Origin of the sequence: Bradyrhizobium aeschynomenes, from assembly GCF_013178945.1 — a bacterium.
GTDB classification, from domain to species: domain Bacteria; phylum Pseudomonadota; class Alphaproteobacteria; order Rhizobiales; family Xanthobacteraceae; genus Bradyrhizobium; species Bradyrhizobium aeschynomenes.
The window spans coordinates 81,726-102,901 of sequence record NZ_JABFDM010000007.1 but is presented as its reverse complement, the minus strand read 5'-3'; the positions used below and the strand labels follow the sequence as shown (position 1 = coordinate 102,901).

Below are 21,176 nucleotides of genomic sequence, written 5' to 3'. Positions count from 1 at the left end.
TCTCTATGCGTGGGCGATGAACATCGCCCTCACCGCTCCCCCGTTGAGTTCTCCCGCCTTGAGTTCCTGGCCGCGCCACCGCGCCGACCTCAAGCCCGCGCCGTTCCTGCCGATGAGCCGGAAGGAAATGGACGCGCTTGGCTGGGACGCCTGCGACATCGTGCTGGTGACCGGCGACGCCTATGTCGACCATCCCTCGTTCGGCATGGCGATCATCGGCCGGCTGCTCGAAGCTCAGGGCTTCCGCGTCGGCATCATCTCCCAGCCCGACTGGCACTCGGCCGAGCCGTTCAAGGCGCTGGGCCGCCCGCGCGTGTTCTTCGGCGTCACCGGCGGCAACATGGACTCCATGGTGAACCGCTACACCGCCGACCGCCGCATCCGCAGCGATGACGCCTACACGCCGAACGGCGAGGGCGGCAAGCGGCCGGACCGCTGCACGCTGGTCTATGCGCAGCGCTGCCGCGAGGCATTCAAGGACGTGCCGGTCGTGCTCGGCGGCATCGAGGCCTCGCTGCGCCGGATCGCCCACTACGACTACTGGTCCGACAAGGTGCGCCGCTCGGTGCTCGCCGACGCCAAGGCCGACATCCTGATCTACGGCAATGCCGAGCGCGCCGTGATCGAGGTCGCGCACCGCATCGCCGGCGGCGAACAGCCGAAGGACATCCACTCGGTCCGCGGCACCGCGCTGTTCCGGAAAGTCCCCGAGGGTTACGTCGAGCTGCACGCCGACGATCTCGACTCCGCCGACGAAGGCGCCGCGCGCGAGAAGGGCGACGTCGTCATCCGGCTGCCGTCCTGCGAGCAGGTCGAGGCCGACAAGGAAGCCTATGCGCGGGCCTCGCGCGTGCTCCACCGCGAGAGCAATCCCGGCAATGCGCGCCCCCTGGTGCAGCGCCATGGCGACCGCGACCTCTGGCTCAACCCGCCGCCGATCCCGCTGACCATGGCGGAGATGGACAGCGTCTACGACCTGCCCTACGCCCGCGCGCCGCATCCGTCCTACGGCGATGCCAAGATTCCGGCGTGGGACATGATCAAGTTCTCGGTCACGATCATGCGCGGCTGCTTCGGCGGCTGCACCTTCTGCTCGATCACCGAGCACGAGGGCCGCATCATCCAGAGCCGCTCGGAGGGCTCGATCCTGCAGGAGATCGAGCGCATCCGCGACAAGACACCGGGCTTCACCGGCGTGATCTCCGACATCGGCGGCCCCACCGCCAACATGTACCGCATGGCGTGCAAGGACCCGAAGGTCGAGGCCGCATGCCGCCGGCCGTCCTGCGTGTTTCCGGAGATCTGCCCGAACCTCAACACCTCGCATGACGATCTCATCCGTCTCTATCGCAAGGTGCGCGAGGTCAAGGGCGTCAAGCGCGTGATGGTCGCCTCCGGCGTACGCTACGACCTCGCTGTCGAGAGCCCGGCCTACATCAAGGAGCTCGTGACGCATCACGTCGGCGGCTATCTGAAGATCGCGCCGGAGCACACCGAGCGTGGCCCGCTCGACAAGATGATGAAGCCGGGCATCGGCACCTATCATCGCTTCAAGCAGATGTTCGATGCCGCAGCTGAGCAGGCGGGCAAGAAGTACTACCTCATCCCCTATTTCATCGCGGCGCATCCCGGCACGTCCGACGAGGACATGATGAACCTCGCGCTGTGGCTGAAGAAGAACCGCTACCGCGCCGACCAGGTCCAGACCTTCCTGCCGTCGCCGATGGCCACGGCGACAGCGATGTACCACACCGGCGTCAACCCGCTGCGCGGCGTCCGCCGTGGCGGCAGCGACAAGGTCGAGGCGATCAAGGGCCTGAAGCAGCGCAGGCTGCACAAGGCGTTCCTGCGCTATCACGACCCGGACAACTGGCCGGTGCTTCGCGACGCGCTCCGCGCCATGGGCCGCGCCGATCTGATCGGCTCGCGCCCGGACCAGCTGGTGCCCGCGCATCAGCCGCCGGGGACGGGCAAGGCCGCGGTCACCCGGCGCCCGGTGCGACCGGAGCAGCGCCCGCAGCGCTTCACGACCAAGGGCGTGAAGATCAGGAAGTAGTTCGCATAGAGGCGAGAGCCGCGCATTGCTCCCGAGCCTTTGCGTGTGAGTTGGACCCTCGCGCCTCATATTCAGTTGTCATCACCCGCGAAAGCGGGTGATCCAGTACGCCGCGGCCCCTCGGCTCTATCGCCACCGCCTCTGGAATACTGGATCGCCCGGTCAAGCCGGGAGATGACAGCGAGTTTGTCGCACAATCTCGCCCCACCCTCCACCGTCATCCCGGACGAGCGCGCACAGCGCGCGAAGATCCGAGATCCATGACCACAGGACGCTGTGTTGAGCACATGCTTAGCCATTTGCGTGCCTCGCACATCTGCCGGTGGTTATGGGTCCCGGCTCAGAGGCCGGGACGACACTGAGTTTGTTGTGACGCAGTTCCAACTCACAAGCACGGCGAACAACGCGCACGCGCGCCCGCCTCGATCCACTGCACGATGTTTGCAAACAGCCCCTCGCAGCCCCGCGGCGCATCCGCGCCCGGGTCATGCTGCCGACATCGCCCTCGGCAATTGAGAGGGCGCGGGGAAGGCCGGACCTCGACTGAGGCCCGTGGCCCGCCTGCGGAAAAAAATGCAGGCGGCAGGTACCACGAGTCCAGCCGGACGACCCGGCCTTCCCCGCGCGATGGCTTTAACGGCTGCTTCGCGCTCTCCCTGGGGACCGGCTTGTTGCCCCCATCACCGCCGAGACGCGTCTTCCGCATCATCGACCGGCTTGACCTCAGCACCGGGAGGCCAGGACCACGCGACTTGACCGTACGTCCCAGGCTCGCTCGCCGGCCCGCTTGCGCAGATCCCCAAGCCCGACACGTCCACCGCTCCCCGCCTGCTACGCTCCGTGACGATCGGCCGAAACGTCCCTCTTCATCGCGAACGGGATGGCCGAAACAATCGATCTGATTTGCCCGACGACACAAGCCGGACGACGTGCGACATACTGGCACGACGGGCAGCTGATGCATGAGGGGGTTGCAGAGATTACCCGTCGGGCGAGTTAGCGCGCGTGTGGAAGACTGCGAAAGTTTCTGGAGGCGGAATCCTCGCCGGACATTGATCCTGCTCCCAAACAGAACACATATAGAACTATCTGCCATCCCACAAAATTGCAGCAGCCCGCCCTATGATCATCTTACCAAAAAACGATGACCGTTGGCAGCTACTCACGCAGCGCAATTTAGCGCTAAGACGCCTGTGGGGCTGGGGTTACTCGGTACAGAAGATCCTCGCGACCTCCGAGCCGAAGCCGCGCGAATCCTCGTCGTTGTTCATCGCATCTGACTACGGGGGCGAGCATAAGAACGCCTCGCATTTGATCTACTGCTATCTGCTGATCCGCGGCGGAATGCGAGATTGGTTGTCGTCTTCGGCAATAGCTCGCAAACATCTCACGGACGCACGCCGAATGGCCTATAAGCGGCTTGACGATCCGCTGCGTCAGGAGGCGCTAATGCCGTTCCTTGCTGCTGCCTCGGCGCTCGATGGCCATCTCGTCGCAATTGCGGTGGACAAGCGAAAGAAGTGGCTATCGACCACGTTAGATATGTCGGATCGAATGTTGCTAGAGCTTGGTTTGAGAGCGAAATGGAATGCCCGGGCGTTGGAAGGCATGCTAAGAAAAGTTCACATTACGGCGATCCTGCTCTCGCTGTGGTCGCGACCTAACGGCAATGTCACTTGGATAACGGACCAAGACGAGTTCGTCGCAAATGACCTGCGACACGACGATGCCCTTTCAGCGGCAGCGCGTTTCTCATCGCTTTACATTGACTACCCGATGGGCGTCTTTCGCCTCAACACTACAGGGCAAGAGGAAGGTGCGCGTGACTTCGAGGACATGTGCGCGATTCCGGACTTGGCCGCCGGAATGTTATCCGACGTGTCGACGCGGCTCCGGAAGAGAAGCCAGGAAAGAGGGCTCTTGAAGTTGGCTTCGGAATTACCGCCCAAGGCCGAAGTCATTGCCGACTGGTTCTGGGATGAGGCTATGACGCTTCGCAAAACATTGATCTCGATCGACGAGCACGGTACTGGGTTTAGCGTCCGTAAGATTTCGATGATAACACAGATGCAGGGATCAGCGATCTTTCCCGACGGCGGCTAATCTCCGCCAATTTTTTAATTCTCAGACACAGCCATAAGTGGTACTCTTTTTTCTCTATTCGTGGGCTCACGATGGCAGATCGGACAACGATAGAATGGACTGATGCGACGTGGAATCCGGTCACGGGTTGCACAAAGATCAGCGCCGGCTGCGATAATTGCTACGCAGAACGTTTCTCTGAACGATTTCGTGGAACGGCAGGGCATCCCTTCGAAGCGGGATTCGACCTTACGCTTCGCCCTGAACGCTTGGAGCAACCTTTACATTGGCGCGGTCCGCGCATGGTCTTCGTCAATTCTATGAGTGACCTATTTCACAAGAAGGTTCCGAGAAAATTCGCATCGCGCGTGTTCGATACGATGGAAAAAGCAAATTGGCACTCGTTCCAAGTCCTAACGAAGCGCTCATCCATCTTGCGTGACTTCCTGCGCGCGCGCTACGGCTCTGCGCGAGGTCCCACGCACATTTGGTGTGGCGTGTCGATCGAGGACGGCAAGCGAAAATCGCGAATCGATCATCTGCGGGATGCGCCAGCCGGCATCCGGTTTTTGTCGATTGAGCCGCTCATCGCACCTGTCGGCCGCCTCAATCTGGACGGCATTGATTGGGTGATTGTCGGCGGCGAAAGCGGGCCTCGCGCGCGGGAAATACGTGTAGAGTGGGTCCGCGAGATTAGGGATCAGTGCACCGACAGTGGCGTCGCATTCTTCTTCAAACAATGGGGTGGGCTGCGCCCGAAGTCTGGTGGCCGGGATCTGGACGGCCGGGAGTGGAGTGAATTTCCGAAGCCCACAAATTACTTAGCGGCTGCAGAATAGAATGGTCGCGATCGAAGATTACCTTGGGCGCGAGCAGGCATACGTCAAGCACGTCTTCTTGGAACTCTACCTCGAACGGCTCGTGCATAAGACAGCAAGCCGTTTCGATCATATCGTTTACGTCGATGGATTCGCTGGGCCTTGGCTGAGCGCAAACGAGGACTTCCTTGATACGTCCTTCGGCATAGCTTTGAACGCGCTACGAAAAGCCAAAGCCACATGGAAAGCGGCAGGTCGTGACGTGAGGATGTCGGCATATCTCGTCGAGAAAGACAAGAACGCCTACGAGCGTCTCAACGGCATTGGCCATCGTTTTCCGGACATCCTTGTAAAGACTTATCCGCAGGACTTCCTAAACGCGCTTCCCACTATTCTTACCGACATTCCGACCACAGCCTTCACTTTTTTCTTTGTTGACCCTAAGGGCTGGCGCTTTCGCCTGCACGATCTGGCGACTATGCTCAAACGGTCCCATTCCGAGGTAGTATTTAATTTCATGTTCGATTTCATCAATCGTGCGGCCAGCATGAAGGAGCCGACGATCGAGCAGGGCGTGGACGAACTCATTCCTTTTGGCGACTGGCGTGCCAAGCTGGAGGACGCCGAACAGCGTGGGCCAAGTTCCGAGGATCGCAAGCGTATCCTCGTCGATGCTTTCGGGGAAAGCCTCGCGACGATTGGGGCGTACACGTACGTCGCGGAGACGACCGTATTGCGGCCTGTGAGCGACCGGGCACTGTACTGCCTATGCTACGCCACGCGTCATTCGGAAGGCATAAAGACCTTTCGGGATTGTCAGATCAAAGTTCTGGAGGAAGAGGCTAAGACGCGTGCAACAACAAAGATAAAGCGCGCCGAAGCTGTGTCTGGGCAGCGAGAGATATTTGAATCGCTGCACGATATGGCTCCAAACGACCTTGAGAGGAAGCTTGAGTTGGCAAGAACGGCGGCAGAGGCGGCATTCCTCGAACTTGTCCCCAGAGATCCGGCGTTGATTAGATTCGACGAGGTCTGGCCACACGTATTGAGCCGGCATATCCTTCGGTTGAAGGATATAAACGAGATTGCGGCCCGGCTGCGTAAAGAGGGCAAGTTGATCTTCCTCGACTGGGAAGCTCGAAAAAGGGTACCCGATGGGTACTATCGAATGCAGAGGTCTTGAACCTAAACGCAGGACCTCGCACCCCGAACTAACAGCTCGAATCCCCACTGGCCCATCGATAGATCCGGCTGCTCAGCGGCGCCGCGCCCAGCGGGTTGCTGACCTTGATGGTCACGCGCGATCCGGAGCCGGCCTTCTCGATCCGCGCGGCGACGAAGTAGTTCATCCGGACCCCATAGCTGCCTGCGACCAGGCGGAACTCCGCAAAGCCGCGGTCGCGGTGCAACTCGCCTTCGGCTTCGATCTGTCCCCCGCCCGGGTTGGCCGGATTGCCGAAGACCCGGACCGGCGGATTACAGCTCTTGCCGGCCTCCATCAGGCGGCGGTAGATCTCCTCGTAGCTTTCGGAAAAGCTTCTGCTGTCGGCGACGTCGCGCGAGTTCAAGCTCTCCGGCGACGCCGCGCATCCACCGAGCAACGCCAGGGCGGCGGCCGTCACCACCGCGCGCAATGCGAACTTCATTCCCATCAACGGTCCCCCAGCGCCGAACGATCGCCTCGCCCCCGAGTGATCACCGTCGTATTCGCGCCACCGGAAGGTTATGCGAGTTCCCGTGGGCCGCGCAACACGCGACGCGCCGGATCTGGTGCTTCCGTCCCGGACGTCTCCCAACGATCCGCGCAGCAGCAGGACCCGATGGCCGAAATCTCGGAACCATCGCCGTCGGCTGCCGTTGACTCCGATGCCTCGAATCGAACTCGCCAAGCCGCTCTCTCGAGCGATGCAGATCTATCGCCGCATGGCCAGACGTGATCTGGACCAGGGAACGCGGCGCGCGCTGGCGCGGCATATGCGCGGGGTCGCCGAACAGGGCGTGCATGATCCCGGCCGGCTGACCGTCTGCGGCTTGAGCTATCTGCGCCAGCTGGATCGACAACGCGACCGCGAGCGATCCTGACCTGCCGCGCCGGAACCGCGGCGATCGGTCGTGAGCGGGCCGCTCCTTCACCGTCCGATCGCTCGCCGGCATCGCCCCGGCATCTCCGTCCTTCACGACAAGCAGCGTACGCGGCAGGCGGCGCACCTTGGCGGGCGCGTGCGGACATCCCGAAACGAGGGCACCGCCACTCGCCACGGTTGATAAAATTTCAATACATCTCTCGCTCTGATGGTGCCCTCGTCAGGCGGAGGGCTCGCGGGTGAGATCTGTTACCAACTGGTTGACGGCGGCGGGGTCGCGGCGCTTCAAGTCCGCAGCGCTGACGACGGCCATCATGCTCGCTGCCGCGATGCTGCCGCGCGCTGCTGATGCCAAGTCGTGCTCCCGGCAGGGCGAGGAATGTCGCTCCTCGGCGAGGACTAGGGTTTCGGCGCGATATTTCGACACATACATCAACCGATGCAACGCCGAGACCAACGCCTGCATCGCCCGTTGCAAGACCGGCATCAAGGTCTTCGTCGACGTCTTCGACAGCCCCGGCAGCGCCCAGCAATATCCAATCGACGAGTGCCGCTAGGAATTAGCAGTGGCGCTGCAGAAAACTAATCGACTTGCCGCTCGCGCTGCCGGGCTCCGCGAGTGGCGGGCATGCGCCGCCTGCTCGCGTGCCTCACATGTCGGCCGGTGGTTATGGGTCCCGGGTCTCCGCCCGGGACGACACTGAGATTGTTGCGCGGCCATAATGTCTCGCGCGCATCGTACGGATGGCGCCGTCGGGCTGGCGGATGCGGGCGCGGCGTCGCGGGAAGCCCCGCGCATCCTGCCGCATCGCGGCTCGACGATACGAACCGGCTTGGGGTTTCCGTCACGGCGCGCCTTGCCGGCAGGCGCCGTGCCGGTGACGTCGAGCTCAGTTCGCGGTGATGTTGTGCAGGTGCATGGCCATCATGGAATCGTAGTGGGCGTTGCCGGCATAGGGGTCGTGGAGGGCCGCCTCGTGCGTCATGCCGTTCGCGTTGGTGGTGGTCGTGCCGTTGGCTGCGGCCGCATCGGCCTCGGCATTGGCCAGCACCTGCGCGGCACCGGCCGCGTCGCCCAGCTTGATCAGGCTGGCCGCGGTTTCGGCCGCGACAGCGGAGTTGATGGCCGCGGCCTGCTGCACGGTCTGCACGGGAGCGGCGACGCCGCGCGCCTGGGGCAGCTCGGCGAGCAGCGCCGCGGTGTCCGGCGTCGTGATGTTGTAGCCGAGCGTCTCCAGCACCACGAGGTCGATCGGTGACAGCGTCTGCGACGTGGTCGGATTGTAGAACTCGTTCAAAGGATCGTTGGCGCCCTGGATGCCGGTGTTGAGGAAGTCGGCCGGATCGGAGTTCTGGCCGTAATCGGCAATCTTGGTGACGCCGCCGTCGAGCGAAAAATAGGCCGGCGGTGCCGAGCTGATGCTGTTGTTGATCAGGTTCTGGCCGGGCCTGGTGAAGTCGAACAGATCGAAGATGTCGAGATTGCCCGGCGAGGGCACGCGCCCGAGCGCATGCGACAGCTCGTGCAGCGCGACGCCGACCAGCGACTGCGTCGGGATGTCGGTGTTGAAGATGGCGAAACCGTCCTCGGTCGTGGTGTCGTTCGGGTCGATCAGGCCGAGCACCTTGGCCTGCGCATTGGCGACGAACACCTGGGAATGGCCCTGCACCGCCCGCGTGTTCGGCAGATTGTCGAACACGGTGTCGCCTGCCGCCGCGTGGTCCTGCAGATCGGTCCGCAGCGACGCGTAGTTGGCGAACACGCCGTCGCTGACATTGGCGCCGGCGCCGCCGCCGGTGCCGGCATATTCGATCGACAGGTTGATCGTGGCCTCGTCGGTGATCGCCGACGACAGGATCGCGGCGGCCTGCTCGACGCCGGCCCGGAAGCTTTCCGGAGCGGCAGCGCCCGCCGCGTCGAAGGTCAGGTTGAAGGTGAGGCCGCCGGTGTGAACCGACACGGTCTCCGAGCCGTCGGCATGCACGACCGGATCCGAGACCGCATCCGGCGGCAGCACGAAGGGCGTCGCGGCGGCGGCCGTCGTGGTCGTCGTGTTGTTCGCCGCGGCCGTATCCTGCACCATCAGGGCGTCGGAGCTCAATCCGAGCTGGTCATAGGTCAGCGTGTTCATTGGACGGACTCCTCACCCGGGGCCTCGCATCCTCATCTGCAAGGCGCTCGCAATGGGCGGACCATCATCGGCAACTAAGTGGAAAGTCTGACGTCGTCGGAACCTCTTCGGGGCAGCGGTGCCATGGTTTGGCTGCGCCATGGCGGCCCCGCCATGCTCCCGCCGCGCTGGTCACGCGCGACGAACGGAGGCAATCTGTCGCAGGCGCTCGCCACATATCCAGCCACACATGTCACAAGCCCTCCCGAATCGAGAGATCGTCATGAAGCATCGTCCGCTCGGCCGCTCAGGCCTCACCGTCCCGCCCCTCTGCTTCGGCTGCAACGTGTTCGGCTGGACGGTCGACGAAGCCGCCTCGTTCCGCCTGCTCGACAAGGTGCTGGAGACCGGCATCAGCTTCCTCGACACCGCCGACGTCTATTCGCGCTGGGTGCCGGGCCATGCCGGCGGCGAGTCCGAGACCATCATCGGCAAATGGATGAAGCTGCGCGGCAACCGCGGCAAGATCATCCTCGCCACCAAGGTCGGCATGGACATGGGCGACGGCAAGGTCGGGCTGAAGGCCGACTACATCGCCCGCGCCGTGGAGGACAGCTTGCGCCGGCTGCAGACCGACGTGATCGATCTCTATCAGTCGCACAAGGACGACGAGGCCACGCCGCAGGAGGAGACGCTTTCGGCCTACGACAGGCTCATCAAGGCGGGCAAGGTGCGCGTCATCGGCGCCTCGAACTTCTCGGCGGAGCGGCTGCAGGCCGCGCTCGACATATCCAAGGCGAACGGCCTGCCGCGCTATGAGAGCCTGCAGCCGGAATACAGCCTCGCGGAGCGCGCTTCCTATGAAGGCGCGCTGCAGCGCGTCTGCGAGGACAACGGCGTCGGTGTCATTACCTTCTTCTCGCTCGCTGCCGGCTTCCTCACCGGCAAATACCGCTCGGAGGCCGATCTCGGCCAGAGCCCGCGCGGCACCCGCGCGATTCCCAAATACATGAACGAGCGCGGCATGCGCATTCTCGCCGGCCTCGACGCGGTCGCGCGCGAAACCGGCGCGCAGCCGGCCGCGATTGCGCTGGCCTGGCTGCTGGCCAAACCGTCCGTCACCGCGCCGATCGCCAGCGCCACGAAGCCGGAGCATGTCGACACGCTGGTGGCGGCGACGCAGCTCGCGCTGACTCCCGAACAGGTTGCGCGGCTCGACAAGGCCAGCGCTTGAGTTGTTAGTACGCATGTGGAGCACGGCGCGACCAGTTGACGCATCGCGCCAACGGCGCGCCGTGAGCCGGGCACGGAAGCGGCCGCCCCACTGCGATTCCAGCCGCAGCATGGAATTGATTGGGCTACTTTGCAGCTTCTTGCGCACCACCACGACGAGGACAAAATTCGGCCCGGATCGAATTGCTAAGTGCACTGCCAAATTAGAATGACTTCAAGGAAGCGTTGGGGGCAGGTGTGGCGCGTGTCGATGTTTGCGCAATCATTTCGGCGATCATCCTGGCAACGGCCTGCGGGCCCGGCGACAGCGCGCGGGCGCAGCAGCAGCGCGCCCCGGCCGGCGCGGCCCATGTCGGCGCGGCCCATGTCGGCACCCTGCCGGATCGTGAATCGCTGAACTCGGGCACGGTCACCGTCATCACCGCACCGATCGGCGGACCGATGTCGGTGATGGGCTCGGACATGGCCGCGGTGCTCGACGAAGGCGAGAGCCTGCGCGTGCTGCCGATCCTCGGCAAGGGCTCGGCGCAGAACCTCGTCGACATCATCATGCTGAAAAACATCGACATGGGCTTCGTCGCCACCGACGCGATGGAGTTCGTCAAGACGGAATACAACATCCCGGACATCGCCCAGCGCGTACGCTACATCGCGCAGCTGTTTCACAACGACGTCCACATCGTCGCGCGGCGCGAAATCCGCTCGTTGCAGGATCTCAACGGCAAGCGCGTGTTTGCCGAACGCTCGATCGGCCTGCCTGCCGCGCGCACGATCTTCCGGCGGCTCGGCATCCAGGCCGACATCGACTCGCAGACCGATCCGACCGGCGGCCTGCAGAAGCTGATCGACGGCCAGGGCGATGCCTGGATCGCCTCGGTGTCGAAGGACGCACCGATCATCAAGGGCATCAAGAACGAGGGCGGCCGACTGCATCTGCTCGCCGTGCCCTATGACCGCGCGTTGCAGGACATCTATCTGCCGACCGCGTTCTCGTCGGAGGAATATCCGAACCTGGTGCCGCCGGGCGCCAGGATCGACGCGGTCGCCGCCTCCACCGTGCTGATGGTGTACAACTGGCCCGAGAACAGCGAGCGCTATCGCCGCACGGCGCGGTTCGTCGATGCGCTGTTCGGCAAGATCCAGGTGCTGCAGTCGCCGCCGCGGCATCCGAAATGGCGCGACACCGTGCTGTCGGCGCCGGTGCAGGGCCTGGTCCGCTTCAAGGCGGCGCAGGAATGGCTCGAGGGCGCGCGGGCGATGCAGTCGCCGACGACGGACGGCAACCCCGCCGAATTCCGCAAATTCCTCGACGAGCGCAAGGCGCAGGCGCGGATGTCCTCGGACGAGGCGGCGCGGCTCTACAGCGACTTCCTGAAGTGGCAGCGGAGCAAGGAGACGCGCTGAGGTTTCGAGGATTGAAGCTCAGCCCGAGTGCGGCTGCAGCCCGGCCTTTCCTGCGGCGCGCCGCCGGGGCGGAGAGACCTCGTCGGCGGCGATCGATGCGCCGCCTCGCGGGGTCGAGGCGCGTGCGAAGCTCAGCTCCACCGTGGTGCCTCCACCGGGCGTCTCGTGCAGCGCGACGCGGCCATGGTGCGTCAGCATGACCTGCGACACGATGGAAAGCCCGAGTCCCATGCCTTCGCAGCGGGCGGGTCCGCGCGCGAACGGCTGCAGCAGGCGTTCGGGCTGATCCGACGGCAATCCCGGCCCGGAATCGATCACGCTCAAGCGCGCCGTTGCGTCGACGTCGACGAGAATCGGTCCGCCCGCGGCGGCATGCGTGACGGCGTTTCTGATCAGGTTGGAGATTGCCGCGGCAACAGCCGGCTCCGAGCCCTGGATCCACACCGGTGCCTCGGGCCCGGCGAAGCCGATCTCGAGGCCGGCCTTCAGCGCCATCGGCACGTGCTCCGCCGTGACGCGACGCGCCAGCGCGACTAGATCGATCTCGGTCAGCTCGGCCGGCTCCATCGAGATGCGCGCCAATTGCAGGAGCATGGTGACGATCGCGGACAGCTTCTGGTTTTCGGCAACAAGCCTGGAGCGCAGGCCGGCGTCCGGCACCGTCTCGAGCATCGTGCGTGCGTTGGTCAGCGGCGTCCTCAGCTCATGCGCGGCGTTGGAGAGGAAGTTGCGCTGCGCCTCGGCGGCGTGATCGATGCGGGACAGCGCACGATTGAATGCGGTGACCAGCGGCAGCAACTCGGCCGGCGCGTCCCGCTCCGGCAGACGGCGGCCGTCCGGCACGCCGTCGATCATCTCGGCCGCCCTCGCCACCGCGCGGACCGGGCGCGCGATCAGCGTCGGCACGAACACCAGGGCCGCAACCACCGTCGCAAGCAGCACGAGAATGATCGGGAGCGCCACGATCGTCGCGTCGGTCAGCGTGCCCAGCATCAGCTGCGTCGAGGTGTAGGCCACGCCGCCGGTCTCGATCCAGACCTCGCCCACCGGCGTGTTCCGGATGGCCGTCATGCGCTTCAGGTTCCGGGTCTCGCCGTCGATGGCGTAGGCCAGAAAGCTCGTGCTGTCCTGCGACGACGGATGCTTTTGCGGCCGCCATTTCGGAATCGGCCCGTAGCTGACCTCGCCGCTCTTGTCCGACACGACGTACCAGAAGGTCGGAAAATCCTGGATGATCTTGTCGAGACGCGCCGTCTGCTTGATGAGCAGCCGCCCGCCGGCGTCCCGCGCCACCGCCTCCTTCAGCGCATCGGCGACATCGGCCGCGCCCCACGTTCCGTCGTCGTCGCCGCCGAACCGGATCAGCAAGGCCGCGGCGCAGATCAGCATGATGGTGCTGACGACCCCGATCAGCGTCGCCGACAGCAGCGTGATGGAGCGACGGACGCGAGCGACCTTCTGCCACCTCATGCCCGTCACTCGCCGCTCAGGAGATAGCCGAGGCCGCGCACCGGCCTGATCGTGGCCTTGCAATTTGCCTCGCGCAGCCGCCGGCGCAGCCGGGAGACGTGGGCCTCGATCGCATTCGACTGGATCTCGTCCTCGAAGCCGTACGCCGCCGATTCGAGCGTCTCGCGCAGGACCACGCGTCCGCTGCCGCGGACCAGCGCCTCGAGAATTGCCAGCTCGCGCCGCGGCACGACGATGGGCGTCTGATCGACGCAGACCGCGCGATTGACGATGTCGTAGCTCAGATTGGCGATCGAGACCATCGCGCCGCGATCGAGAAACAGCCGGCGCAGCACCGCTCGTGCGCGTGCGACAAGCTCGATCGGCTCGAACGGCTTGGCGACGTAGTCGTCCGCGCCCTCATCCAGCGCCCGCGCGATGTCGGCGGGGTCGTCGAGCGCCGTCAGCACCACGGTCGCCGGGCTCGGCTTCTGCTGCCGCAGGTGCGGCAGCAGCGCCAGCCCGTCGCCATCGGGCAGGCCGCGGTCGATCACCACGAGCTCGAAATTGCGCACGGCGATCGCCGCCCGGCCCTCGTCGAGCGTGGTGACGATATCCGACGAGCCGAACGCGGTCGCGAGTGCATCCCGCAGCCAGATTCCCAGCTGAGGATCATCCTCAACGACCAGAACGCGCACGTCACTCTCCCGCACCATCGATACGCCAGTGTTTCTATTGATTACTGGCGGATTACAATAGGATTACATCGACGGCGTCCGGGCACCCGTTCCGAGGTCTGCTCCGCGTTCATCTTGATGATCTCCGGTTGCAAGCTGCACGACGTCTCAGCCGGCGCGTTTGCCATCGTATGACGTCGCATGGCAGCCGTGAGCCAACCTCTCGTGGGTCGGTGCGCATGGGCCGCGCATGTCAGGCTGCCGTAATCGTCCTGGCCGAAGCTGCGCGCCCAGCAATCGCCCAGGATATCTCCACGTGAAGACTGACGCATGATCGACCGGACAGGCCGGCCGGTCCCGATCCCACCCCCGGCCGCGGCGCCATCTCCGCTGCCGCCATCATCGTTCGGCTGCGACGAAGCTCAGCCGCCCCTTTCCTGCCCGGACCCTGCCACCGCCGACCCAACGTCGCGACGGGCGCTCCTTTCCTGATGCAGACCGACATGTTTCCTGACCTTGCCTTCGCGGCGACCGCCGAACGGTCGGATCGCAATCCGGCGGCGTGGCGACAGCCGTTGCTGCGCTGGCTCGACGGCATCGAGGCCGGCTGGGCCGTGCCGCTGCTGCTTCTGTGCTTCGTGGCCGTCTGGACCGGCTATCTCACCATCGCCTATTCCGGCGCCGGGCTGCACCCCGATGTCCTGGAAACGTGGGCATTCGGACGACAGCTCGCCTGGGGCTACGCCAAGCATCCGCCCCTGATGGGCTGGGTCGCCCGCGCCTGGACCACCATGTTCCCCTTGTCCGACTGGTCGTTTCACCTGATGGCGATGACCAACGCGGCGTTGGCGCTGTGGTTCGTCGACCTGGTGTCCCGCCGCTTCGTGACCGGCGACAAGCGCGTGATCGTGCTGCTGCTGCTGATGCTGACCCCCACCTATCAGTTTCACGCCCAGCGCTTCAACGCGAACTCGGTGCAGCTCGCGACCTGGCCGCTGGCGACCTATTGCTTCCTGCGGGCGTTCGAGACCCGCACGATGCCGTGGTCGATCGCCGCCGGCACGGCGGCTGCGCTCGCGGTGCTCGGCAAGTATTATTCGATCTTTCTCGTGATGAGCTTCGCGCTGGCGGCCATCGCGCATCCGCAGCGGCGGGCCTACTTCACCTCGGCATCGCCATGGATCTCGGCGGCCGCCGGTCTCGGCGCCCTCTCCATGCATCTGGACTGGCTGGGCGCGAGCGGCGGAGCACCGATCCAGCATGCGCTGGCGCACGCCGCGTCCGACCTCGCCACATCCGCACGGGATTCGCTGTTTTTCGTGCTTGGGCTGCTCGCCGCGATGGCGCTGCCGGCCGTGACCTGGATCATGGTGGTCGGCGCACGGATCAGACGTCTCCCCGCCGAGATGGCCGCGCTGAACGGCGGCCTGCGGCTGCTGTCATCCATCGCCATCGGCACCGTGAGCCTGCCCGTCGTCAACGCGCTGATCATGGGCACCGACCTGCCGTCGCTGTGGGCGCTGCAGGGACTGTTCATGTTCGTGGTGATCATCGTGTGCGGGACAAGCCACCGCATCGCGCGCTTCCACACCGTCAACGTCGCGGTGCTGACGGCCGGCATCGCCGTCGCAGCCGCCACCGTCGCAGCTCCGCTCCATGCACTCTATCGCAACAACCATGGCTACGAAGAGGGACGTACATATTATCGGCAGACCGCCGAGGAAGCGACGCGACAATGGCGCGAACTGACCGGACGGCCGCTCGCGTATATCGGCGGCACCGAAAGCCTCGCGCTTGCGACGGCCTTCTACAGCGCCGACCATCCGCATTACGGCCTGCCCGCTGCCGCGGATCAACCTGCTGCGGATCCCTCGCGCGAGACGACCGAGGAGCGCGGCTGGGTTTCGCTCTGTTTCCGCGACCAGCCGGATTGCATCGCGCGGGCCGAACGAGCCGCCGCTCGCGCGGGACACTTCATCAGGCGCGAATTTCTCGTGCACTCTCGCTTGTTGGGAAACGTGGGATGTGAGCGGGCCGTCGTCGCGTACATCGTGACGCGCTGAGGAGGCGCGCGGTCGCGTCCTGACGGGCAAGCAGCCGCGCGCAAGGCCCCGCACCGAGCGGGCCTTGCGCGCGGTGCTCCGTCAGTCCTGGTCGACGTCCCAGGCGCCATCCGAATAGCCATCGCGGTAGCCGGACTGGTAGCCCTCACCGTAATCACCGCCATAGCCCGGGTCATACTCGTAGACCCGGTGACGGCGATAGACGACGCGCGGCGGCGGAGCGTCGTAGCTGTACACATAAGTGGGAGCAGCATGGGCGGTTGCCGCAGACCCGATCAGGGCCCCGATCGCCAGGCCTCCCACGACGCCGGCAGCCACCGCCGCGCCACGGTTGCCGCCGGCGTTCGCCGGTGTCGCGACCGTGCCGGCGACGGTCGCTGCCGCGACGAGAAGTGCAAAAGCTCGTTTCATTCTGTTCTCCTTGCAATCGGCCCAGCCGTTGCAGCAGGAGAATCATGGCCGCGGCTTACGGGATCATGACATGCCGGACATCGTCGCTTCTCGACTGGAAGTCTTCCGATTGCAAAGCCCGCGCCCCATTCGGTCCCAGGCGCAGCAGATGCAGCGACGGAGCGAAGACCATCATTGCAGGCCGTTCGGGAGTGTGGGGCTGGGACACGGCCCGGACGGCCTGCTGGCTGGAGTCCGACGACGTTCGAAGCCATGCGGCACCAGCTCATGATGGAAGAATGCCGCAGGTCGGGCGACGCTGACCAGATCGGTCGGGCGTCACCTGCGGCACCACTCCGATGTCTTTCGGGTCGAACGCCACATCGCGCGACGGCGAGCATGGGTGCCGGCGCACGCAGTCGGTGGCGCAACTGCCGTGACGACGACCGTAAGGACAGTGAGGAGATAGCGGCCCGGCCTTACCGCAGCATTACGTCGCGCGACGCATTGCCGTCGCACATCCGCAGCCGCTCCTACGACATCAGCACGTTGCCATTCGGCCATGATCGTCATCGCCGCCGGACGGCGCAAAGCGGCGTGCCGACTCAATGATGATGATAGTCGGGCGGCCACGAGGCACGCGCATCGGCTTCGTCGGAGATTGCGGCGCGTCCGTATCGGCGACGTGTTCCGATGGCAGCGCGTCGCGACACAGCACGCGCGACTATGCTGCGCCCGTCGTCGCCGTGCGATGCCGAAACCGGCAAGGTTTCTGCTCTGAATTGTTGTGCGGCTCTCCCGCCATCTGCTAGGTAGTGCGCCATCGCGCAATCGGCCGGTTGGGAGAGTGGGTGTCTCTGACACGCGAACGGATCGAAGGGCTGGCGCCTGACCAGGCTTCACTTGCCGCGGCGTTGAAGCTTGTGAAGCCTGCGAGCTGGCCGGTGCTGGCCGCAAGCACGGATGCCGAGGTGCTGTGGGGCGAGTGTCAGGGCTCCGGCGCGACGCCGTATCGCATCGTGACCGCGGCCGATGGCGGCAGCTACAAATGCACCTGCCCGAGCCGCAAGTTTCCCTGCAAGCATGTGCTCGCCGTGCTGTGGCTGCGCGTCGACAAGCCGGAGCGGTTCGAGAGCCTGAGCCCACCGCAATGGGTCGAAGACTGGAGTGCGCGCCGCCGCGGCGGCGGACGCGCACCTGGCAAGCCGAAGCCTGACGGCGACGAAGCCGGCACGCCGCCTTCGCTGGACGCGGCGCTCGCCGAGACTGCCACCACCACCCCCGCGGATCCCAAGGCCGCGGCGCGCGCCGACGCGCAGCGCGAGCGCATCAAGGCCGAGCGCGAGGGGGCGATCCTCGCAGGCCTCGACGAACTCGAGCGCTGGATCGCCGATCAGCTCAATCAGGGCCTCGCCGATTTCGCCGGCCGCGTGGGCTCCGCCGCGCGCACGCTGTCGACGCGGCTGGTGGACGCCAAGGCCGGCGGCTTGGCCGCGCGGCTCGATCAGCTCGGCACCGAGCTGTTTCGCGTCGGTGAGGAGCGCCGCGCCGATCTCGTCATCGAGCGGCTGGGCTCGATGGCCCTGATCGCCTCCGCCTATCGGCATCAGGACCGGCTTCCGGCGCCGCTGCGCGACGATGTGCGCCGCGCGGTCGGCTGGTCGGTGCGGCGCGAGGAGCTGCTCGCCGATGCGACGGCGCCTCGCGTGACGAGCGTGTGGATCGTCGCCGCCAATCTGTCCGAGGTGCAACCGGACAAGCTGCGCAGGCTCGAAACCTGGATGATCAATGCAAGCACCGACATCACCCAGCCGCGCGCAGCGGTGCTGATCGATTTCGTGCCGGTGTCCGGCGGCGGTGCGGGTTTTCCGTTCTCGCCCGGCGAGCTCATCGAAGGCGAGGTCGTGTTCTATCCGTCGGCGGCGCCGCTCCGCGGGCTGCTGGCCAGCCGCAAGACGGCCGCCGCTGCGCGATGGCCGCAATCGTTGCCGGGCCTCGCGCCGGCGCTGCAGGACTACGCGCGGCGATTGGCTGCGCTGCCATGGCTCGATCGCTGGCCGTTGCTGCTGTCCAACGTCGCGCTGCGCACCGCCGGCAAGAGCGCGCTCGGGATTGCCGACGCGGGCGGCGCGACGATTGCGGTCGAGCGCAGCCAATTCGATCAGCTGCTGCCGCTGCTCGGCCTCGACGACGTGTCGCTGCTGTGTCTGTGGGACGGGCGGACTGCCCAGGTGCTCGCCGCCGACACGCCGCTGGGCCGCTGGCATCACGAGGACTGACGATGGCCAGTGCGATCGATCCGCAAATCCATGCCCGGCTGCGCCAATCGTTCCTGCTCGGCCTCGTGCGGCAGCCGCTGACCGTGCCGTCGGAGCTCGCCGAATTGCTGCCGCAAGGACGCGAGCCGGCGCTGCCGCTGCTCACGCTGATCGCGCAATGGCAGCGCTTTGCCGGCGCCCCGTCTCCGGTCATCGATCCTGTCCCCGATGCCGCGCAGCGGCTGCACCAGGATGCGCGGCCGATCCTGCCGGAGCCGGCGCGGCGCGCCCTCAAGGGCTTGGTGCGCAGCGTCGAGAAGACGATTGCCTCGACGGTCATGCCGCTTGCGTTGCGCCGGATCCACGGCGCCGGCTGCCGGCCGCATCCGTTCGACCTGCCGGACCTGGCCGCTTACATCAAGGCGGAGGCCGAGGGACAAGGTCTCGCCGAACGTGCCTTTCTTGCCTTGATCGCCTCCGACTCCGATGAGGATGCGGCGAAGGGCCTGTTCTTCGAGCGCATCACCGCCGACAACTGGACCACCTTCCCGAAAGCGCAGCGCCGCGCGTTCGTCGCTGGGATGCGCCGCACCGATGCCGCGGCCGGCCGCGCGCTGATCGAATCGGTGTGGAAGAGTGAGCCGGCGCCGGTCCGCGGCGCACTGCTCGACGCCCTGGTGGTCGGCCTCGGCCCGGAGGACAAGCCGTTCCTGGAGAGCCTCGGCAGCGATCGCGCCGACAGCGTCAAGCAGATCGCCGCACAACTGCTGACGCGCATCGCCGATCGCGAAGAACACGGCACCCGGCTCGCCGAGGCCGCGCGATGCTTCAAGCGCGCAGGCTCGTTGCTGGCCAAGATCGGGCTCGGCTCGGCGTCGACGCTGACATTCACCCTGCCGATCGACGGCCTGAAATGGCAGGAGGCCGAGGCGCTGCGCGAGCGGCTGTTCGGCGGCCTGCAGCTCTCTGCGCTGGCTGCGGCCGTCGGGGTGCCACCGGAGGCGCTGATCGCCGCGCTGCCGCCGCGCGAGCACCGCGTGCTCATGCTGCTGATGGATGCCGCCGCGGCCGAAGGCGATGACGACTTGGTGATGCACATCATCGGCGCGCATCTTGATGCCAGCGACTCGTTGCACGGCTATGCGCTGATGCCGCTGGCAGCGAAAGCCCGCCGGCCGCTCGCGCCGGCCACGGCCGAGCGCGTGATCGCGTCGTCGGCCTGGCAGAAGGCGGTGAAGGACATTGCCGACGCAACGACGCCTGCGGCGCAGAAGGATGACGGCCGTCTCGTGCTGATGGCCGCGCTGATGCCGCACGCGATGATGCCGGCCTTCGTCGCCTCGCTCGCGCCGCTGTCCCCCGCCTCCGCGCGGGCGGCACGGGATTTCGCCGCCCTCGTTCTCGCGCTGCCGACCGCAGCGCCACACATGATGCCTGGAGCACGCCCATGACCACGCCCGCTGCGAGCACCGCCGATACTCAGCTGCGCCGATCCGCCGAGGCGCTCCATGCGCATGAGCTCGATGCGCTGGCGCAGGAGGACACGCGGGCACGGCCGGCGCAGTGGCGGCTGTCGCCCCAGGCGGTCGTCACCTATCTGATGGGCGGCCGCACCAAGTCCGGCGTCGAGATCTCGCCGAAATATATCGGCAACCGCCGGCTGATCGAGACCGCGGTGGCGACGCTCGCCACCGACCGCGCGCTTCTCATCCTCGGCGTGCCCGGTACCGCAAAATCCTGGGTGTCCGAGCATCTCGCCGCGGCGATCTCAGGGTCCTCCGAGATGATCGTGCAATGCACGGCCGGCACCGACGAGAACCAGATCCGCTATGGCTGGAACTACGCGCTGCTGCTGGCGAAAGGTCCATCACGTGAGGCGATGGTGGCGACGCCGCTGATGCGCGCGATGGAGGCCGGGCGGATCGTCCGCTTCGAGGAGCTGACCCGCATGCCCTCGGACGTACAGGACACCTTGATCACCGTGCTGTCGGAGAAGCTGATGCCGATCCCGGAGATCAACGATTCCATCCATGCCACGCGCGGCTTCAACATGATCGCGACGGCCAATGCGCGGGACAAGGGCGTCAACGAGTTGTCCTCGGCGTTGAAGCGGCGCTTCAATGTCGTGGTGCTGCCGCTGCCGGCCGACCTGAATGAGGAGGTCAAGATCGTCACCAAGCGTGTCGGCGAGATCGGCGGCGGGCTGGAGCTGCCGAAGATCGCGCCCGCCGACCAGGAGATCATGCGTATCGTCACCGTGTTCCGCGAGCTGCGCGACGGCCAGACCCTGGACGGCCGCCTCAAGCTCAAATCACCGTCCGGCTCGCTGTCGACGGCGGAAGCGATCGCGGTGACCATCGGCGCGTGGGCGGAGGCCGGGCATTTCGGCTCGGGTGTGGTCGACGCGCAGAGCATGGCCGCCAACCTGGTCGGCGCGATCGTCAAAGACCCGGTGCAGGACAAGGTCGTGCTGCAGGAATACCTCGAAACCGTGGTGCGCGAACGCAAGCCGTGGGCCGATCTCTACGGCGCCATCCGCGAAGTGATGTGA

At 65.8% G+C, this 21,176-nt stretch carries 17 protein-coding genes; 11 read left to right on the top strand and 6 right to left on the bottom strand.

Annotated features, from left to right (window positions below; genetic code table 11):
• Nucleotides 1-16: 16 nt before the first annotated feature.
• The 4 genes from HL666_RS20950 to tcmP all read left to right on the top strand — a co-directional run bounded on the left by HL666_RS20950 (nucleotide 17) and on the right by tcmP (nucleotide 6,139).
• Nucleotides 17-2,056, top strand: a complete 2,040-nt coding sequence (locus HL666_RS20950; protein WP_172183676.1) for a YgiQ family radical SAM protein — start codon at nucleotides 17-19, stop codon at nucleotides 2,054-2,056.
• A gap of 1,122 nt (nucleotides 2,057-3,178) precedes the next feature.
• On the top strand, nucleotides 3,179-4,159 hold the full coding sequence (locus tag HL666_RS20945; RefSeq protein WP_172183353.1) for a hypothetical protein: 981 nt from the start codon (nucleotides 3,179-3,181) through the stop codon (nucleotides 4,157-4,159).
• A gap of 71 nt (nucleotides 4,160-4,230) precedes the next feature.
• A complete protein-coding gene (locus tag HL666_RS20940) occupies nucleotides 4,231-4,977 on the top strand; it encodes a DUF5131 family protein (RefSeq protein ID WP_172183352.1) in 747 nt (248 codons plus the stop codon).
• A gap of 1 nt (nucleotide 4,978) precedes the next feature.
• The gene (gene tcmP, locus HL666_RS20935; protein WP_172183350.1) at nucleotides 4,979-6,139 is read left to right on the top strand and encodes a three-Cys-motif partner protein TcmP; all 1,161 of its coding nucleotides are present in this window, start codon (nucleotides 4,979-4,981) and stop codon (nucleotides 6,137-6,139) included.
• Nucleotides 6,140-6,167: 28 nt separating this feature from the next.
• Here tcmP and HL666_RS20930 read toward each other — a convergent pair whose 3' ends face one another.
• Nucleotides 6,168-6,590 carry a hypothetical protein gene (locus HL666_RS20930; protein WP_172183349.1) on the bottom strand — a complete coding sequence of 141 codons (423 nt, stop codon included), beginning with the start codon at nucleotides 6,588-6,590 and terminating at the stop codon, nucleotides 6,168-6,170.
• A 271-nt stretch (nucleotides 6,591-6,861) separates the two neighbouring features.
• On the opposite strand from HL666_RS20930, the gene HL666_RS20925 reads away from it, so the two are divergent.
• Nucleotides 6,862-7,038 carry a hypothetical protein gene (locus HL666_RS20925; RefSeq protein ID WP_172111615.1) on the top strand — a complete coding sequence of 59 codons (177 nt, stop codon included), beginning with the start codon at nucleotides 6,862-6,864 and terminating at the stop codon, nucleotides 7,036-7,038.
• A 222-nt stretch (nucleotides 7,039-7,260) separates the two neighbouring features.
• Here the strand turns inward: HL666_RS20925 and HL666_RS20920 are convergent, their stop codons facing one another.
• Nucleotides 7,261-7,527 carry a hypothetical protein gene (locus HL666_RS20920; RefSeq protein ID WP_172183348.1) on the bottom strand — a complete coding sequence of 89 codons (267 nt, stop codon included), beginning with the start codon at nucleotides 7,525-7,527 and terminating at the stop codon, nucleotides 7,261-7,263.
• Nucleotides 7,528-7,930: 403 nt separating this feature from the next.
• A complete protein-coding gene (locus HL666_RS20915) occupies nucleotides 7,931-9,172 on the bottom strand; it encodes an NF038122 family metalloprotease (protein WP_172131313.1) in 1,242 nt (413 codons plus the stop codon).
• Nucleotides 9,173-9,434: 262 nt separating this feature from the next.
• On the opposite strand from HL666_RS20915, the gene HL666_RS20910 reads away from it, so the two are divergent.
• Together HL666_RS20910 and HL666_RS20905 are read left to right on the top strand one after the other, a co-directional pair.
• Nucleotides 9,435-10,385 (top strand): aldo/keto reductase, encoded by a 951-nt coding sequence (locus tag HL666_RS20910; protein WP_172183346.1) that lies wholly within the window; start codon nucleotides 9,435-9,437, stop codon nucleotides 10,383-10,385.
• A gap of 236 nt (nucleotides 10,386-10,621) precedes the next feature.
• Complete coding sequence (locus HL666_RS20905) at nucleotides 10,622-11,788, top strand: TAXI family TRAP transporter solute-binding subunit (protein WP_172111619.1); 1,167 nt, start codon at nucleotides 10,622-10,624, stop codon at nucleotides 11,786-11,788.
• Nucleotides 11,789-11,806: 18 nt separating this feature from the next.
• Here HL666_RS20905 and HL666_RS20900 read toward each other — a convergent pair whose 3' ends face one another.
• On the bottom strand, nucleotides 11,807-13,258 hold the full coding sequence (locus tag HL666_RS20900) for a sensor histidine kinase (protein WP_246741588.1): 1,452 nt from the start codon (nucleotides 13,256-13,258) through the stop codon (nucleotides 11,807-11,809).
• Between the two features lie 5 nt (nucleotides 13,259-13,263).
• Nucleotides 13,264-13,935: a response regulator gene (locus tag HL666_RS20895; RefSeq protein WP_172111621.1), complete on the bottom strand. Its 672-nt coding sequence runs from the start codon at nucleotides 13,933-13,935 to the stop codon at nucleotides 13,264-13,266.
• Nucleotides 13,936-14,417: 482 nt separating this feature from the next.
• On the opposite strand from HL666_RS20895, the gene HL666_RS20890 reads away from it, so the two are divergent.
• Entirely contained in the window at nucleotides 14,418-15,977 is a 1,560-nt protein-coding gene (locus HL666_RS20890; RefSeq protein WP_246741587.1) for a glycosyltransferase family 39 protein, read from the top strand.
• An 81-nt stretch (nucleotides 15,978-16,058) separates the two neighbouring features.
• On the opposite strand, the gene HL666_RS20885 is transcribed toward HL666_RS20890, so the two are convergent.
• Nucleotides 16,059-16,388, bottom strand: coding sequence for a hypothetical protein (locus HL666_RS20885; RefSeq protein WP_172183343.1), 330 nt, complete (start codon nucleotides 16,386-16,388; stop codon nucleotides 16,059-16,061).
• Between the two features lie 830 nt (nucleotides 16,389-17,218).
• Between HL666_RS20885 and HL666_RS20880 the strand changes: the two genes are divergently transcribed.
• Genes HL666_RS20880 through HL666_RS20870 form a run of 3 tightly spaced genes read left to right on the top strand, consistent with a single transcriptional unit; the run spans nucleotide 17,219 to nucleotide 21,176 of the window.
• Nucleotides 17,219-18,646 carry an SWIM zinc finger family protein gene (locus HL666_RS20880; RefSeq protein WP_172183342.1) on the top strand — a complete coding sequence of 476 codons (1,428 nt, stop codon included), beginning with the start codon at nucleotides 17,219-17,221 and terminating at the stop codon, nucleotides 18,644-18,646.
• Between the two features lie 2 nt (nucleotides 18,647-18,648).
• Entirely contained in the window at nucleotides 18,649-20,076 is a 1,428-nt protein-coding gene (locus HL666_RS20875; RefSeq protein WP_172183341.1) for a DUF5691 domain-containing protein, read from the top strand.
• Complete coding sequence (locus tag HL666_RS20870; protein ID WP_172111626.1) at nucleotides 20,073-21,176, top strand: ATP-binding protein; 1,104 nt, start codon at nucleotides 20,073-20,075, stop codon at nucleotides 21,174-21,176. The genes HL666_RS20875 and HL666_RS20870 overlap by 4 nt, the downstream gene beginning before the upstream one ends.

Excerpts from the sequence above, each read along its gene's own strand:
- HL666_RS20950 (WP_172183676.1), top strand. The coding sequence starts at position 17 with ATGAACATCGCCCTCACCGCTCCCCCGTTGAGTTCTCCCGCCTTGAGT.
- HL666_RS20945 (WP_172183353.1), top strand. The coding sequence starts at position 3,179 with ATGATCATCTTACCAAAAAACGATGACCGTTGGCAGCTACTCACGCAG.
- HL666_RS20940 (WP_172183352.1), top strand. The coding sequence starts at position 4,231 with ATGGCAGATCGGACAACGATAGAATGGACTGATGCGACGTGGAATCCG.
- tcmP (WP_172183350.1), top strand. The coding sequence starts at position 4,979 with ATGGTCGCGATCGAAGATTACCTTGGGCGCGAGCAGGCATACGTCAAG.
- HL666_RS20925 (WP_172111615.1), top strand. The coding sequence starts at position 6,862 with ATGCAGATCTATCGCCGCATGGCCAGACGTGATCTGGACCAGGGAACG.
- HL666_RS20920 (WP_172183348.1), bottom strand. The coding sequence starts at position 7,527 with ATGCCGGTCTTGCAACGGGCGATGCAGGCGTTGGTCTCGGCGTTGCAT.
- HL666_RS20915 (WP_172131313.1), bottom strand. The coding sequence starts at position 9,172 with ATGAACACGCTGACCTATGACCAGCTCGGATTGAGCTCCGACGCCCTG.
- HL666_RS20910 (WP_172183346.1), top strand. The coding sequence starts at position 9,435 with ATGAAGCATCGTCCGCTCGGCCGCTCAGGCCTCACCGTCCCGCCCCTC.
- HL666_RS20900 (WP_246741588.1), bottom strand. The coding sequence starts at position 13,258 with ATGAGGTGGCAGAAGGTCGCTCGCGTCCGTCGCTCCATCACGCTGCTG.
- HL666_RS20890 (WP_246741587.1), top strand. The coding sequence starts at position 14,418 with ATGTTTCCTGACCTTGCCTTCGCGGCGACCGCCGAACGGTCGGATCGC.
- HL666_RS20885 (WP_172183343.1), bottom strand. The coding sequence starts at position 16,388 with ATGAAACGAGCTTTTGCACTTCTCGTCGCGGCAGCGACCGTCGCCGGC.
- HL666_RS20875 (WP_172183341.1), top strand. The coding sequence starts at position 18,649 with ATGGCCAGTGCGATCGATCCGCAAATCCATGCCCGGCTGCGCCAATCG.
- HL666_RS20870 (WP_172111626.1), top strand. The coding sequence starts at position 20,073 with ATGACCACGCCCGCTGCGAGCACCGCCGATACTCAGCTGCGCCGATCC.